The 15,099-nt window shown below is 36.4% G+C and carries 14 protein-coding genes; 3 read left to right on the plus strand and 11 right to left on the minus strand.

Annotation, left to right across the window (positions count from 1 at the left end):
• Nucleotides 1-10 precede the first annotated feature (10 nt).
• The 7 genes from I6751_RS02635 to I6751_RS02665 form a co-directional block, all read right to left on the minus strand.
• Nucleotides 11-727, minus strand: coding sequence for an HAD family hydrolase (locus tag I6751_RS02635; RefSeq protein WP_196592372.1), 717 nt, complete (start codon nt 725-727; stop codon nt 11-13).
• 281 nt (nt 728-1,008) lie between these two features.
• Nucleotides 1,009-2,268, minus strand: coding sequence for a class II D-tagatose-bisphosphate aldolase non-catalytic subunit (locus I6751_RS02640; protein WP_196592373.1), 1,260 nt, complete (start codon nt 2,266-2,268; stop codon nt 1,009-1,011).
• Between the two features lie 20 nt (nt 2,269-2,288).
• A complete protein-coding gene (locus I6751_RS02645) occupies nt 2,289-3,350 on the minus strand; it encodes a PTS fructose transporter subunit IIC (protein ID WP_196592374.1) in 1,062 nt (353 codons plus the stop codon).
• A 29-nt stretch (nt 3,351-3,379) separates the two neighbouring features.
• The gene (locus I6751_RS02650; protein WP_196592375.1) at nt 3,380-3,700 is read right to left on the minus strand and encodes a PTS fructose transporter subunit IIB; all 321 of its coding nucleotides are present in this window, start codon (nt 3,698-3,700) and stop codon (nt 3,380-3,382) included.
• Between the two features lie 23 nt (nt 3,701-3,723).
• Nucleotides 3,724-4,173, minus strand: a complete 450-nt coding sequence (locus tag I6751_RS02655; protein ID WP_196592376.1) for a PTS sugar transporter subunit IIA — start codon at nt 4,171-4,173, stop codon at nt 3,724-3,726.
• 18 nt (nt 4,174-4,191) lie between these two features.
• A complete protein-coding gene (locus tag I6751_RS02660) occupies nt 4,192-6,132 on the minus strand; it encodes a BglG family transcription antiterminator (RefSeq protein WP_196592377.1) in 1,941 nt (646 codons plus the stop codon).
• Nucleotides 6,133-6,778: 646 nt separating this feature from the next.
• Nucleotides 6,779-8,581: a glycoside hydrolase family 9 protein gene (locus tag I6751_RS02665; protein WP_196592379.1), complete on the minus strand. Its 1,803-nt coding sequence runs from the start codon at nt 8,579-8,581 to the stop codon at nt 6,779-6,781.
• Between the two features lie 520 nt (nt 8,582-9,101).
• Here I6751_RS02665 and I6751_RS02670 point away from each other — a divergent pair.
• Nucleotides 9,102-9,692, plus strand: a complete 591-nt coding sequence (locus I6751_RS02670; protein WP_231038006.1) for a nitroreductase family protein — start codon at nt 9,102-9,104, stop codon at nt 9,690-9,692.
• 69 nt (nt 9,693-9,761) lie between these two features.
• Here the strand turns inward: I6751_RS02670 and I6751_RS02675 are convergent, their stop codons facing one another.
• Nucleotides 9,762-10,202 carry a LuxR C-terminal-related transcriptional regulator gene (locus tag I6751_RS02675; RefSeq protein ID WP_196592380.1) on the minus strand — a complete coding sequence of 147 codons (441 nt, stop codon included), beginning with the start codon at nt 10,200-10,202 and terminating at the stop codon, nt 9,762-9,764.
• 355 nt (nt 10,203-10,557) lie between these two features.
• On the opposite strand from I6751_RS02675, the gene I6751_RS02680 reads away from it, so the two are divergent.
• Both I6751_RS02680 and I6751_RS02685 read left to right on the plus strand, forming a co-directional pair.
• The gene (locus I6751_RS02680; RefSeq protein ID WP_196592381.1) at nt 10,558-10,716 is read left to right on the plus strand and encodes a hypothetical protein; all 159 of its coding nucleotides are present in this window, start codon (nt 10,558-10,560) and stop codon (nt 10,714-10,716) included.
• Between the two features lie 13 nt (nt 10,717-10,729).
• Complete coding sequence (locus I6751_RS02685) at nt 10,730-11,086, plus strand: hypothetical protein (protein WP_196592382.1); 357 nt, start codon at nt 10,730-10,732, stop codon at nt 11,084-11,086.
• Nucleotides 11,087-11,190: 104 nt separating this feature from the next.
• Here I6751_RS02685 and I6751_RS02690 read toward each other — a convergent pair whose 3' ends face one another.
• The 3 genes from I6751_RS02690 to I6751_RS02700 form a co-directional block, all read right to left on the minus strand.
• A complete protein-coding gene (locus I6751_RS02690; protein WP_196592383.1) occupies nt 11,191-12,540 on the minus strand; it encodes a radical SAM protein in 1,350 nt (449 codons plus the stop codon).
• Between the two features lie 411 nt (nt 12,541-12,951).
• Nucleotides 12,952-14,169 (minus strand): ABC transporter permease, encoded by a 1,218-nt coding sequence (locus I6751_RS02695; RefSeq protein WP_196592384.1) that lies wholly within the window; start codon nt 14,167-14,169, stop codon nt 12,952-12,954.
• Nucleotides 14,159-14,857: an ABC transporter ATP-binding protein gene (locus I6751_RS02700; RefSeq protein ID WP_182186147.1), complete on the minus strand. Its 699-nt coding sequence runs from the start codon at nt 14,855-14,857 to the stop codon at nt 14,159-14,161. Before I6751_RS02700 ends, I6751_RS02695 begins: the two co-directional genes overlap by 11 nt.
• Nucleotides 14,858-15,099 lie beyond the last annotated feature (242 nt).

Raw genomic sequence — 15,099 nt, forward strand, 5'->3', positions numbered from 1 at the left:
GCGAAAAATATTATACCTTATCAAAGTTTTTATATAGTTCATTTATCACGACCAATAATTCAGTACAGCTGTTTACTTCCCTGTCAGCGAGGTTGTCTGGCTGGGGTGGCATACGATTTCTGTGATTAAACCATATGGTATTACATCCGGCATTATCAGCTCCTTTGATGTCTGTTTCATATGTATCACCAACATACCAGGTTTCATCAGGTAGCAAGTGCAACTTTTCTTCGACAAATTTAAAAATATTTACATCTGGTTTCAAATATCCAGTGTCTTCTGATATAAAAATTTTATCATTGGTAAACCATTGTTCTAATTTTAAAGTCTGAATTTTTCGATACTGAGAACTATGCATGCCATTTGAAAGCAATGCGATAAATATATGTTTTGTTTTGCAGAAATTAAGTACTTTGACTATATTTTCCGGAATCGTTATATGTGACTGATAATGCCGATATTTTGTTTCAAAAAGTTCTGCGTCTTTTCTTGATATTTGGATACCAATATCATAATATGTTTTTTTAATACGGAGATAAAAGCAATCCTTATGGGAAATAAGTTCCTTTTTTTCTGATTCAAGTATTTTATCCGAATATATCCTGGAATTCATAAATAATTTATTGCAATCTGTTATTATTTTATTGGAATATAAATCTTGGTGAGCTTTTTTAAATGGCTGCATTAAATCGTAAAGAGTATCATCCATGTCGAAAATGATATTCAAAATGTCACATCCTTTTTACTTTGTTTGTATATATGGAAAAAGGAATAATAAAGCTGGAAATGCAATATTTTATAAAAAATTTATTCATAATTACAATATATCATATTGGCAGCTATAGCAATGGGGCTGTCACACAAACCATATTGATCTCATAAGGATGCAAACCATCACCGCTGCGCGGTTCTCCGCCCTTCTAAAGGCGGACAAAAGGAGCAGAATGTTGCATATTTATGAATGAAATGGTTATGTGTGATAACCCCATGTTGTTTTCAGTATCTTTGTTATTTCATTAGCTTAGAAGTAAGTCCTCTGAGATTAAAACATTCAACGTAGCGGTCAATAGAATCTTTGATTTTATAGATTACATATTTTTCACCATTAATACCACTGGTGGACAGATTTTTGTACAGTTTTTCTATTTCCTGTTTGACACAGTCATTATTAAATGTATAATGTCCGCTTATTTCAGTAATGAGGGTCGTGAGTTTTTTATCTTTAAATATTTCTTCAGGAGACAATTGGTTTTTACCGTCAACCATCCACTTTTTCCAACGTCCACTTTTCACGGCTTCTGTTTGCAAGGTGTGTTCAAGTTTTGATGTTTCTTTTAAAATGCCTTGTGCACTTAATCTACTTTCTACCTGAGTAAGTTTCAGATAGGCTTGTGTTTCAACTGTACCAAATTCGGGAGCTACGTTCATTGCAGTTACACCAAGTGCGGGGTGTTCAAGCAATATAGTGTCATCAAGATAATCACCATTGTGTTCTTTTAGACCTACGCCATATTTTCGGGCTACGGATGATAATTCTTTGCTTGCAGCAGAATCAACGTGACCGACGTTTTCAGTAAGTCTTGTAAGCGTACCAGTATTGCCTACTATGAATGCCGGGTGTGGCAGGTCTTTTTCATCTAGCTGAGCTGTTAATTTTTTTATAAATTTTTCATAATTTTCGCTGGAGGTAAGCCCACCATTTGTTTCTTCTGTTCCAACTTCATAGCTGACAGCAGGCAGATTGTGAGCAATACGTTCTTTTTCCACGTACTCTATTAGTTCTATGGTACGGTTGATGTTAACGTCCATATCGACAACTTTGCCTACAGTATATGGATCTTTAGTGGGATCAATATGTAGCAGGTCAAAGTTATTGATTAAATCGGTAAAGTAAGATTTTTTACCGAGGAGCATTGCTTTTTTTTCCGGTAAATGGGCATTGCGTTCATTATCACGCTGCCATGGACCTCCGTGGTCACGGCAAAGGTAGTAGAGACCATTGTAATTCATTTCTTGAGCGACTTTTTTTATTGCAGCAGCAAAATGTTGCTGATCCCAATTACATACATAACCACCACCCAATTCATCTGCATCAACCTGATTACGGCTGGCAATAAACATCAATGGAAAATCTTTCTCTTTGGCAAGCAGCATGGAAGCTTTTAATAAATTTACTGACATAGGTCCGATGCCAAGCATGCTTGCCTTATCATTACCCGTAAAGCTTAGCATTTTCTGTACTACTTCATTTAATGTGATTTTGTGCATTATTATTCCCCCAATGTAGATTATTTTGTTTCATTATTTTCTATGGTTGGACGTAGTATGTGCAGGCAAATCGCAGTAACTATTACACCAATTGCCATATCAATTGCATACCATAAAGGTGCTTTATTAACTGCTGCGATAACTATAAGTCCTCCGTGTGGAACCATACATTCTACACCATGCACCATACCTAATCCTGCACCGACTGCACTACCAATCATTATAGAAGGAATAACGGTTTTTAGACTTTTTACAGCAAAGGGGATGGCACCTTCAGTGATGCCAATAAGCCCCATAAATGCTGCTGATGGTCCCATGCGGCGATCATCAGATCCCCATTTGTTGCGTGAAATAAATGTTGATAATGCTATACCCAGTGGTGGTATGGCAACCGCTATGCGGTAAGCACCATTTGGTCCATAAATACCTTCTGCCATAAGTGCAAGTGTAAAAGCTGTTGCAGTTTTATTAACAGGTCCGCCCATATCGAATGCTGCCATGGCTCCCACAATTAAGCCAAGTATGAGTGCACTTCCACCCTGCATTCCTGATAGCATGTCGATAAGCCATTTCATAATAATTCCAATTGGTCCGACTAAAATGTATATATATACCATAGCTATGATAACGGTTGTAACAATAGGAATTATTAGTATTGGCATGATAGTTTTTATTGTGTCATTTACTTTCCATTTTTTGACCCATCTTGCTAAAAATCCACATAATATCCCCATTAACATTGCTCCGAGAAAGCCAGTTTGTACATGATTATCACCAATTGGCATATTGGCGATAAAACCGGTAATCATTCCAGGTGTAATACCCGGTTTGCCAGCAATGGAATAGGCAATATAGCCGGATAATATTGGAATCATCATTGAAAATCCGGCACTGCCTATAATACCAAGGTTTTTTAAAAATGGATTTGTCACAACCATACCTTTGCCGGCTGTGGCATCACCACCGGCTAAGGATAAAGCCAGACAAATACCGCCGACAACTACTGTCGGCATCATATAGGATACGCCAGTGTTAAAAGCTTTAGTCAAGTCATTAATAATGTTTTTCATGGTAGTGGACATTTTTTAATCCTCCTTAATTCATAAAGTCATTATTTCACTAAATTAATGGCTTTATCGATGATGGCTGTGGGGTTACGTATAACTTCGGCTGGATTTAATGTCAGAACTCTGCCAGCATCTTCTTTTTCTTCAAAACGTTCTTGACCTTCTATTCCTATAGCCACGGCCATGATTACGACGTCGGCCTGGGCTATTTCGTCTTCGCTCAATTCATTATCAATACCCATACCACCTTGTGTTTCTACTTTTACGTCATAGCCCCTTTTTTTACATTCCTGTTCAATTGCTTCTTGGGCCATATACGTGTGTGCTACGCCTGTAATACAAGCCGCTACTCCTATAATTTTCATATAAATCAGTTTCCCTTCATTGATTAAAAGTTTTGGTTAATAGAATTTAAAAGTTCAAATGCATTTTCACTAGTTTTGCAATTTAGTAGTTTTTTTCTGAAACTGTCATTGATTAATTTTTTGCTGATTTCGGAAATGACTTTTAAATGCAGTTTGTCAGTGTTTTTTGCGGGTATACCTATAAGAAATACTGCTTTTACAAAATCTTTAGTAGTATTGTCCCATTTAAAAGCCTCTTTTAAATTTACATAGGCAATGAAAGGGTCTTTTACTGCATCTGTTTTTCCATGCGGTATAGCTATGCCATACCCGATGGAAGTCGAAATTTTTATTTCCCGATTCAATACAGTTTTGATAAATTCTTTTTGGTCATTTAGTACGCCAGCCTTGTCAGCCATCATAGTGATAAAATCAATTACAGAATCACGATTTTTGAATGATTGGCCAACAAAAATAAGATTTTTCCTGATCATTTTTCTACATCTCCCATATTACAGACTTAGCAAATGAGCTAAACTTTTTTTGAATTTTTTAACATCTTCCTGTCCAATTTTTTTGATTTCAGTTCGTATGCTGGAATCAACTAGTTTTTTGTAAAATGTTGAAAATAATGCAAAATTTTCCGTGAATTGTTTTTTGGAAATTGCAAACATGAAAACATAGCTGACGTAAGAAGATTTCCAATACAATGGTTCATGTAGTCGCACTATCAACAATTTAGTTTCCTTGACAAAATCCGGATTGCCATGTGGTATAGCGATTGAATCTACATCAGTAGATGAGATGTTTTCTCTTTCGATACAGCTTTCCAAGTAATCTTCCGATACCAAGTTATTTTGATGAAGTACAGTGACAGCTTGGGTTATTACTTCATTTCGTGAATTGGCATTTTCTATATCCAATACTATTGAATGTATGATGAAAAGTGCCAGTAAATTATTTATGCAATGCATTTCTACAAAATAGCTGATTTGTTTTAGTTCATTTTGTGTGAGGAGGGGGGTTATATAAATTACAGGAATATCCTGTGATTTAATGTTTTCCGTACTGAGTACGAGATCGGCGTTAATTGTTTTCATTTGCAGGAAACATTGTATAGATATAGTGTCTGAAATTTCCACATTGTGAAAAATCCTTTCTACTTTTGTAGCTATCAGGATTGCAGCAGCCATACCATAATGGCATACTACTAGAATATGAAGTTTTTTCTCACTGTTTTTCATCCGCTCAATTCCTGATTGAAAATGTAATGTTAAATAAATCATTTCATCAGTAGAAACTTTATACGAAAATTTGGTTAAAATTACTTTAGCAGCAATGGTAGACATTTCAAAACCGATTGGATATTGATGCATAATGTCATACCAGCTATAATCAGGAGAAAAGGTTTTTAGTAAATCTTTGCGAAGCACTGTGGTATAAATGTGTACAGATAATCCTTTTGCCAGCTCATGGTCATTACTAAAATCTACAGACATTTGTTCATGGATTTTCTGGAAAATTTCGTTTACTACATCACTCATTGCTTGTATGAGCTGTGTACTGTTTGATATTTTTTGTTTACGCAGAGTCATGAATAAATAACAAAGATAAAATTTTTCATTCTCATCATGAATATCCATTATGGAACAAATTGTGTTGGCTGATGTCAAATATTCTTTTTCTTTGCGTCGTATACCATGTATAATGTCTGAAAACATAGGACCTATAAGGACTTTTTCTTGATTACGATGACAAAACAGGATATAAATGATCTGCAAAAATAATTGACATAGTGATTCATCCGTAAGAGAAAAAGTCGAAATATTCTGCACATAATTAAGAGCATTCATTCCTTTTTCAATATCATGCGATGTGATGTAATGCAGTATTGGGAAATGTCGGAGGTGAAATTGTTTAAGTTCTTCGGGAAAATCAATGCCCTGCACATATGGCTCTATTATCTCAACAAAACGACTTCTTTTTTCGATGGGTGAAGCGATACAGCGAATACCATAATGGCGAATCGATTCTAATTCTTCAGGATATTTTTTTAATAAAGCTGGCATTATTTTTTCTGTAAGTGATTTACTGACATATAATGTATCAGCTATATCCTGCAGCACGACAAAGGTATTACTGAATAACAGCAATAATATTATTTGTTTTTCTAATGAAAATTCCAGCATTAACTTGGAAACCCTTAATATATATGGTAGGTTTTCAATGCCATATATGCATAATCGATTTCCCGATATGATTTCTATTGTCGTACCATAGGTCTGCATGAAATCACGCATCCCCTGCAGATCAGACTTGACGGTTTGCATTGAAACATTCATAATTCCACTAAGTTCCTTTATGCCGGCGTTAGGGTTCTCAATTATACATTTTATGAGATTAACTTGTCTTCTTATTAGTTTCATGTGTTTTCCTCCGTCTGAATCAATCATAACAAATTGCTCCTTTTAGTAAAACTCAATATAATTCTATAAATTCGAAAAATAATGTGGCTTTAGGAATTTTTAAATAATTATAAAGATCGCTTATAATAAAGTTTATAAAAAAGAATAGAAAAAATCATCGGTAGCTAAGTAGCCCAATAACTCCAAAGAAACTTGAAAATCAATGGTATTCATATCTCGGGTAGGCACGCCTACAGATAATGCTGCAATGGAATTTATTAATGGATGGATAAAATGAAATTTTTCGTGGATTTTCATGGCATTAATGAGAATCCTGCTGATAAAGAAGGTCATAATTATATTTATTTTTTTAACGAATAACGTTTGGCATATTCATTGAATTATCTAACTCCCAGGCAGTATCGTGAAACTTATACTACAATGATAATACAGTGATCTGCTCATGAAGTCATTGCCTTAGGTGAAAGTTGACTAGTAATTTTATTGATATTGTATTTTATCATGTAGGGTTCAACCTTGACGTTTTGCTTGGTTTTTTGTATATATTATAAGAGCTATATCGTTTAATGATAGAGATAGTAATGTAATATCTGTCCAATTTTACCACATTTGACAATAAAAAGACTCATATCACACAATATTGCGTGGTATGAGTCTTTTGTCATATCTTTTACTATTTATTCGTGACACTGGCTGGCTTAAATTCTCTGGTAAGCCTGATATCATTGGCTGTAAGTTTTGAATCAGGTTTGCTGAAGTACGCCAATGCATACGCAGCGGGACCGGTATAGTCAATGGCATATTCATTTGTTGACCATGACATCAAAGTATCAATATAGGCTTTAGCTGGTGCAATTTTATTTTCTGTCAGCATTTTTGTCTGGATAGGGTCACCACCGGAAATATTATTTGGTCCGCCTACAACCAGACCCGGAATGTAAGCACCGGTACTTTCATGAATACGATCATGTGGGTACTGCGGTGGATTAGAGCCTTCACCCAGCATATAGCTTTTATCATTGGTATTCCTGCCAAAAAGATAATGAAGCTGTTCAAGCGCACCTTCGACATATTTTTCATTTGGTTCGATTTGATTTGCCATAAGCAGTATATCACCTTTACCAACAACGTTTTTGGTTGAACCCCATACATATTCGTTATCTGCTAATGAACATTTATATCCATCCGACTGGATTGCTGATAATATATTATTTGCATAATTGATGAATGCTGTTTTTGTTTTTGCCTGTAAAATAGGATCAGCTTTTTTATTAGTCAGATAAGCAAACTGTCCAAGTGAGAGTGTGTTTTCCCAGCTGAATACTGTAGGGACTGCAGTAAACTGCTCTGAAACTTTTTTTAGATATTTTTCATACGACTTGTCACCGGTAGTCTTGAATAATTCAGCAGCAAGCCAAATGCGGTTATCTATGTCCGTGTTTTTATTATATGGGCCTGAACCATTTTCCTGTCCTGCATCGACACGGTAAATTGGATTGGGTGTCTTTTTCAAATAATCAAACGCATGCTTAGCCGATGAAAGCAATTTAGCCGCATATGCCGGATCGTATTTTTCATATATACGTGATGCGATAGCCATACTGGCTCCATAAATACCTGTACCATAGGTCGATGTGCTGAAAATAAATCTGGGCTGAATATCTTTATCCGGGGCAACAGAAAAATCTGGCCATTTCATTCCTGAGACCTTATGAAATACACTACCATCACTACGCTGCATTTTCATCATCCAGTCAAGTTCATATTTTATTTCGACAAGCGCGTCTGGCATATCTGTGGTATTGTTTATCCCGTTCGGAAAGAAAAGCTGCCCTTTTGTGAAATGAGTTGGATCAGCTTCATAAGCCAGCATAAGTTCCGAAGCCGATATACCAGCAGTGGTAATGTATTTGCCATAATCACCGGCATCATACCAACCCCCACTCATATCAAAAACAGTATCTTTTTTATTTAACTTATCAGTAAAATAAAGTTTGGCATGGCGGTCATCGGGATATTGTGCGTTAAGCTTTAAACCTGTAACAGGATCGTTAAACGCTATATTACTGCGTGAAAGGGTATAGGCACGCCAAGAATGGATCATCGGCACCTCATATACATTATCATTTATCTTGAATGGATAAGATGTATCATTACCGATAACTACTTTATATGTTTCAGTAATTTTTACAGTTGAAAAATCTGCTTGCCGGACGTTTTCACCAGATGATTTATCGTATACAGATGAAGATAAATTGCCTGTATAAATGACTTGGCCAGTTTTAGCATTTACAATGCTGAAACTGGTTTGACCTGAATCTGTGACTACAGCTGTTTTAGGGTATTCTGTCAGATAACCGACTTGATCCACATGTATTTCTTTAGAACTTTCAGATGCTGTAGCAGTTGAGTTCAATGTGCATATACCCGCGATACTGGCACAAATAAAACTATAGACTAATTTATTTGCCTTCAATATGATTCCTCCTGCCCTATATTATAATATTATAGGAATAAATATTCCTATTGTGCTTTATTACTAATATAATTTGACAAGTTTATTTATTCAATTAATTCCGTATATTTTGAAACGATGTTTCAAAGTATATTTAAAAGTATAAACTTTGCTGAAACATCATTTCACCGTCATTTTTGAAAGATGGTATATGATGAAGTTTGCAAAAGAAAATAGAAAAAACCATCGGTAATTTCGAAAAAGGTAAGTAATCAAACAAACCCAAAAGAAGTTGAAAACCGATGGCTTACTCCCATTCCAGCCTGCCCTTGAAGAAAATTTTATTATAATCATATCAGAAAATCATGTATTTATTTGTTCCAAAACTAAAAAAAGGAGATGATGGCTGCTTGAGAAGCGGTAAAAGTTGACTGTTATTGTATTAAAATGTCTACTCTCATTTTACGTATTGATATAAATTATAAAGATGATGTATTATGGATTCATAGAAAAATCTTTTATAAAATTGGAGGGAATAATTATGAATCAAGTTTTGGAAACAATAAAAAACAGAAGAAGTATAAGAAATTATTCAGATAAGCAGATCAGTGAAGAAGAACTTAAGGCTATCATTGAAGCGGCGACTTTTGCACCCAGCGGGCATAATTGCCAGCCATGGTATTTTACTGTTATTCAGAATAAAAAAATGATTGAAATCATGAATGAAAAAATAAAAAAACAAATGCTTTTGCCTTCGTACAAATGGGCTAATAAAATGGGTGAGTCAGCACAATATCATGTGTTCCATAAAGCTCCAACAGTAATAGTGGTTTCCGGTGATAAAAAAGCGAGTTCTCCATTGCCTTTGGCTGGCACGGATTATTATTATACGCCGCTTGTTGATTGTGCAGCTGCTATAGAAAATATGTTGTTGGCGGCAGAAAGTTTTGGAATTGGCAGTTGTTGGCTTGGATTGGTCAATCTATTCTTTGAATTGCCGGAGGTAAAAAAACTTAATATTCCCGATGATTATCAGCCATATTTTGCAGTTACACTTGGTTATAAAAATGCTGTAGTATCCCACCAGACTGCACCGAAGCGCAGGACAGGAATAGTAGATTATATCCGGTGATGCATTGCTTAAAGACAAAATAATTAATGAAATGAATTGTCACTATGAAAGTTATTATTTTACAGCGGACTATTTTCTCTTTACTAAATCATTACGCAGTGTATAGGTAATGAGCTGTGTCCGCTTAGATAAACCAAATTTAGTAAGGAGTTCTTTAATGTGGTATTTGACGGTGGCTTCCTTTAATTTTAATTGTATGGCAATTTCTCGATAGGTTAAACCCTGAGTCAGTAACTGCAATACTTCTTGTTGTCTGTCAGTCAAATTTTTTCCTGACAGGGTGTGGAGTTTTGTGTTTTCTTTATATTGAATAAACTTGTGCGGCAGCTGTTTAACTAAATGTGGTGCAATTGGAGATTCTCCGGCGTTCATTCCAGTGAGCTGCCAGAGAAAACTTTCAGGTTCCATGGTTTTTAGTAAGTATCCTTCAGCTCCGGCTTGAAAAGCGGCTAAGAGATTTTCCTCATCCTCAAAAGCGGTAAGCATAGGCAGATATTCCCGAATCGACAATAAAGATCATTTCCCTTTATCAAAATTATTATATAAATGATTGAAACAGAAATTTAAAATACTTTAATACTGATAATACACTTAATTTCCGATAAAAAAATTAAGTCTTTATTAATTATATATTTTTATTATAGAATTCTTTTATTCTTATATTAACAGGTTATTATTGATTTATTCATATAATAATAAGCGATTAATTATCAAAAATAAAGATTATTTTTAAAATTTGCTAAATTATTCAATAGATATATTTACAGTTACATTTTGTCATGTTATACTATTTAATATAGTATAACATTTGACTTTTTTATAAAAATGTGATTAAATACTAAATTTTATGAAAGCTGGATAAAATATGAATATTGTTTCTGATGATAAAATAGCCGCTATTTTACCACAATATACTGATAATGGTGATGGGACAGTGATTATAGATGCAAAAGGACAAGAAGTGTTTTATCCGGTCGGATATAAACCAATTATTAGGCAATTAGCAGGCAGGCAGGCACTGTAAAGATATCTGTTTATTGCGTGATTGGGCAAAAGTCAAAGTTGGCAGGAGACTGTGGCTGCCATTGGGATTCAGCTGGGAACTTGTGCTTACACCTATAAAAGTCAGAGATGTCAGGGTAAAAGGTGATGGCACATTGGGTTATGTTAATCTTACCCATATAAAACGAGTTAAGGAAATAGAGAATATAGCATCAGTGGAACTTAATAATGGAGTGATTATACCGGTGCTTTGGCAGTTGGAAACCTTACGGCATCATTTAAAAGACGCTATACTACTCCATTTTAATATAGTACATGTCATTGATAAAACAATTTGGAAAAGATTGTATAAAAATGTTGAGATGTTGCAGTTGTATAAGAAAAGTGAATAAAGTTTAAATAATATAAGAAAAGCTCTCAATGAATTGTTTTGATAAAACAATTTATTGAGAGCTTTTGCCATTAAATACTACTAAGTTAATCTGTTAACAGTCGATTATCTTGCAATTCGTTTTGACCAAAGTTCATCGGCAACCGGCTGCCAGTTAGCAGCATATTTTTCACATTTATGACAGAGATGTTCGGCACTTTCAGGACTACAGTAATCGGTATTGACAGCATGGCTGTTGTTTACCAGCCTTGGTAGTTCTTGTGGGTTTTCCAACATAGGACAAGGACGAAAATGATTACTGTTAAATGGTTGATTATCATGATACGCCTGAAAAATGGGACTCTTTAATGCATCCAGCAAAGTGGTATTATGGATGTTGGTATTGGAATAATGAATAAATACACAAGGTTCAACATCGCCTTTGGCATTGATATGCAGGTAACGGCGTCCACCGGCAATGCAGCCGCCAACGTGTATGCCATCATCTTGGAAATCCATGCAGAATAGTGGCTTGGTGTTTCTTATATGGCAAATGTGTTTATATAACGCGGTACGTTGCTGTGGGGTTATCATCAGTGAAGGAACGGCATCGTTGCCAACGGGCATATAATGGAAAAACCAGCTGAACATGGCACCCATATCAATCATTTTGTCAAAAAAGGCATCGCTGTTGATATCATTGAAATTGGCAGAAGTATAGCATACAGAAATGCCAAATGGCAGTTTATGGCCTTTTAATAGTGCCATTGCATGGGTAGCCTTCTGGTAGGCACCTTTGCCGCGCCTATTATCATTGGCAGATTCAAATCCTTCTAAGCTGATGGCCGGGATAAAATTTTTGACGCGAAGCATTTCGTTACAGAAGGTTTCATCAATTAAAGTACCGTTGGTAAAGGCCAAAAATTCACAATCAGGATGAGTTGCGCATAGTTTCATAAGATCATTTTTTCGTACTGTCGGTTCGCCGCCAGTATAAATGTACATGTAGATGCCAAGTTTTTTCCCTTGGTTGATGATGGAATCAATAGTGTCATAGTCGAGATTATAATTGTGTCCATATTCAGCTGCCCAGCAGCCGGTGCAGTGCAGGTTGCAGGCAGACGTGGGATCGAGTAGGATGGCCCATGGTACATTGCAATTGTATTTTGCAGCATATTCATCTTGTATTTTGCTGCCGTTCAAAGTGGCATTAACAAAAAAATTGTTGAAAAAAGCTCTTCTTACACCAGCGTCCAACTGATATGCATACAAAATAAGCTGGTACATATTGTCTTTTTTGTCTATAGTTTCATGAATCATTTTACGGGCAACACTGTATAAGTCATGCGGGAAAATCTTGTCTACCATGTTCATTACTTTGGGAATATTTTCTTCTGGGTCTTTTTCAAGATATTCGGAGATAAGTTCAAGTCCCTTGCTTACAGTGAGAGTTTTTAGTTTGTCGGCTAGGCTCACAATAATCACTCCATTCGTTTTATTGTAATATCAATTAGTGTGATTGTAATTTTTGTAATTCAAGGACAGTTTATGATTTAATCCTTATGTTTCAGCTACGTTGCTAAAGAAGTATTGGAGTCAATATGTAAAATAAAAGCGCCTATTAGGATGATAGGCGTTGAAAAAGCTCAAAGTTATAATTATGTTATGAAATTTGAGTTATCGATAGTCGATTTACGTCGTATCTTCCCAGAATAAAAAAAGCTGAAGCAACGATTGCTCAGCTTTTAGTGCATATAACTATATTTAAACGAGCTGAGCGACTAATTACAACTTACCAACTGTCCATTAATATAGTAATATTATAGCATAAAATGACAAAAAGTCAATTGTAATCATGTAAGATGAAAGATACGCTGAAAGTGTGTTTTATTCGTAACGCAAGGCTTCAATTGGATCTAATTTGGCTGCTTTTCTGGCAGGATAAATGCCAAAAAACAGGCCTATACCGACAGAAAAGAAAAAAGAAAGCAATATCGGCAAGAGTGTTATCACAGTATTAAATCCGGCAAATTTGGCTATTGCCAATGATGCTCCACAACCCAATAATATACCAATTAATCCACCGATGACGCTCACGACGATGGATTCGATAAGAAACTGCATCATGATATTGTTGAAAGTGGCGCCAAGGGCCTTTCTTATACCAATTTCTCTGGTACGTTCTGTTACGGACACCATCATTATATTCATAATGCCGATACCGCCGACAACCAGGGAAATGGCGGCAATACTACCCAGCAGCAGTGTTATCATGGTTGTGGTATTGGTCATTGTTTCCATCAGGCTGGTGAGATTTCGCACTTGAAAATCGTCATCATCGGGATTGCTGATCTTATGACGCTGACGCAGTAAAGTCTCAATCTCACTTTGGACCTGGTCCATTTTATCTGCTGAAGAAACCTGCACATTTATTGTTCTGATATAGGTAATAGCCATCAATCTTTCCATGGCGGTGCTGATCGGGATCAGTACACAGTCATCTTGGTCCTGGCCCATAGAAGATTGTCCCTTGCTTGCCAATACGCCAATTATTTTGTAAGGATCGTTATTTATGCGGATGGTTTTTCCCACTGGATTGACACTGCCAAATAAATTTGAGGCAACAGTAGTACCAATTACAGCAACACGTGAGCGTGTCTGCATATCATTGGTGGTTATAAATGAACCACTGGCTACACTGAGCGAACGTATTGCCATATAATCTGAAGTTATACCATAGACGACGGTATTCCAGTTTTGGTTGCTATAAATAATCTGTTTTGAGCTTTGTACGCTGGGAGCAACATAATCGATATTTTTGATTTTCTTTTTTATGGCATCAGAATCATCAAGCTTTAGTGTTTCGCCGCTGCCGGCGGATTGTCTCACACCATTGACCTTGGGGGCACCAGCCTGCACAATGAGCATGTTGCTGCCGAGACTGGCAATTGAATTTTGAACGTTTTTTCGTACGCCCATACCGAGCGATACCATTGCTATTACGGCAGCAACGCCAATTATTATGCCAAGCATGGTCAAAATAGAACGCAATTTGTTGGAAAATAAAGCTTTTAGGGCAATTGCTACACTTTCTTTAAACAACATCCATTCGTTCCCCCTTACCGGCATCACGTGTTATTTTACCATCACGAACCAGTAACTGTCTTGAAGCACAGGATGCAATCTCGGGTTCATGAGTAACAAGGATAATAGTTTTTCCCTGTTTATGCAGTTGGATGAAGATTTCCATTATTTCTCTGGTGGATTTTGTATCGAGGTTACCGGTCGGTTCATCGGCCATGATTATACTGGGATCATTGACCAGTGCCCGGGCGATGGCAACACGCTGGCGCTGTCCCCCGGATAGTTCATTAGGCTGATGGTCGGCACGGGTATCAAGACCGACTGCCTTTAGAAAAAATGAAGCACGTTCGATTCTTTCTTTGTGGCCGATACCGGCATAAACAAGTGGTAAAGCCACATTGTCCAGAGCACTTATACGGGAAAGCAGGTTAAAGTTCTGGAATACGAACCCAATTTTTTTATTGCGGGTTTTAGCCAAGGCGTCATCGCTAAGATGAGATACTTCATCACCATCCAGTCGGTATGAACCGACTGTAGGGCGATCAAGGCAGCCAAGAATATTCATGAGGGTGGACTTACCGGAACCAGAAGGACCCATCAGGGCAGCAAATTCACCTTTCGCTATGTTCAAGTCAATGCCATTTAAAGCGGCAACTTCCTGAGTGCCTATTTGATATATTTTTTTTATTCCTTCAAGGGAGATTGTCATTTTATCCCTGCCTTCCAGAAAATGAATTTCGATAATAATTGTAATTTGTCTGATGTTTAAGTGGTGAAATTTTTGTGCCATAGCATAGTTATTGTTAAGAATGATTTTAGAAAAATATGCAGCTTACCACGCTGCGCGTGGTTCCAATGTCCGTCCTTTTATAGGCAGACATTTTTAAGAATGACTAGTCCAAAGGCTCCCTTCCAGGGGAGCTGCCGGTGCAGCCGGCTGAGGGGTTATCT

Origin of the sequence: Pectinatus frisingensis (assembly GCF_015732285.1) — a bacterium.
Lineage (GTDB): Bacteria > Bacillota > Negativicutes > Selenomonadales > Selenomonadaceae > Pectinatus > Pectinatus frisingensis.

Bases quoted from the DNA above. Each gene is read 5' to 3' on its own strand.
- I6751_RS02640 (WP_196592373.1), bottom strand. From the start codon at position 2,268: ATGCACAAAATCACATTAAATGAAGTAGTACAGAAAATGCTAAGCTTT.
- I6751_RS02700 (WP_182186147.1), bottom strand. From the start codon at position 14,857: ATGACAATCTCCCTTGAAGGAATAAAAAAAATATATCAAATAGGCACT.
- I6751_RS02655 (WP_196592376.1), bottom strand. From the start codon at position 4,173: ATGATCAGGAAAAATCTTATTTTTGTTGGCCAATCATTCAAAAATCGT.
- I6751_RS02645 (WP_196592374.1), bottom strand. From the start codon at position 3,350: ATGTCCACTACCATGAAAAACATTATTAATGACTTGACTAAAGCTTTT.
- I6751_RS02680 (WP_196592381.1), top strand. From the start codon at position 10,558: ATGAATATTGTTTCTGATGATAAAATAGCCGCTATTTTACCACAATAT.
- I6751_RS02670 (WP_231038006.1), top strand. From the start codon at position 9,102: ATGAATCAAGTTTTGGAAACAATAAAAAACAGAAGAAGTATAAGAAAT.
- I6751_RS02695 (WP_196592384.1), bottom strand. From the start codon at position 14,169: ATGTTGTTTAAAGAAAGTGTAGCAATTGCCCTAAAAGCTTTATTTTCC.
- I6751_RS02660 (WP_196592377.1), bottom strand. From the start codon at position 6,132: ATGATTGATTCAGACGGAGGAAAACACATGAAACTAATAAGAAGACAA.
- I6751_RS02650 (WP_196592375.1), bottom strand. From the start codon at position 3,700: ATGAAAATTATAGGAGTAGCGGCTTGTATTACAGGCGTAGCACACACG.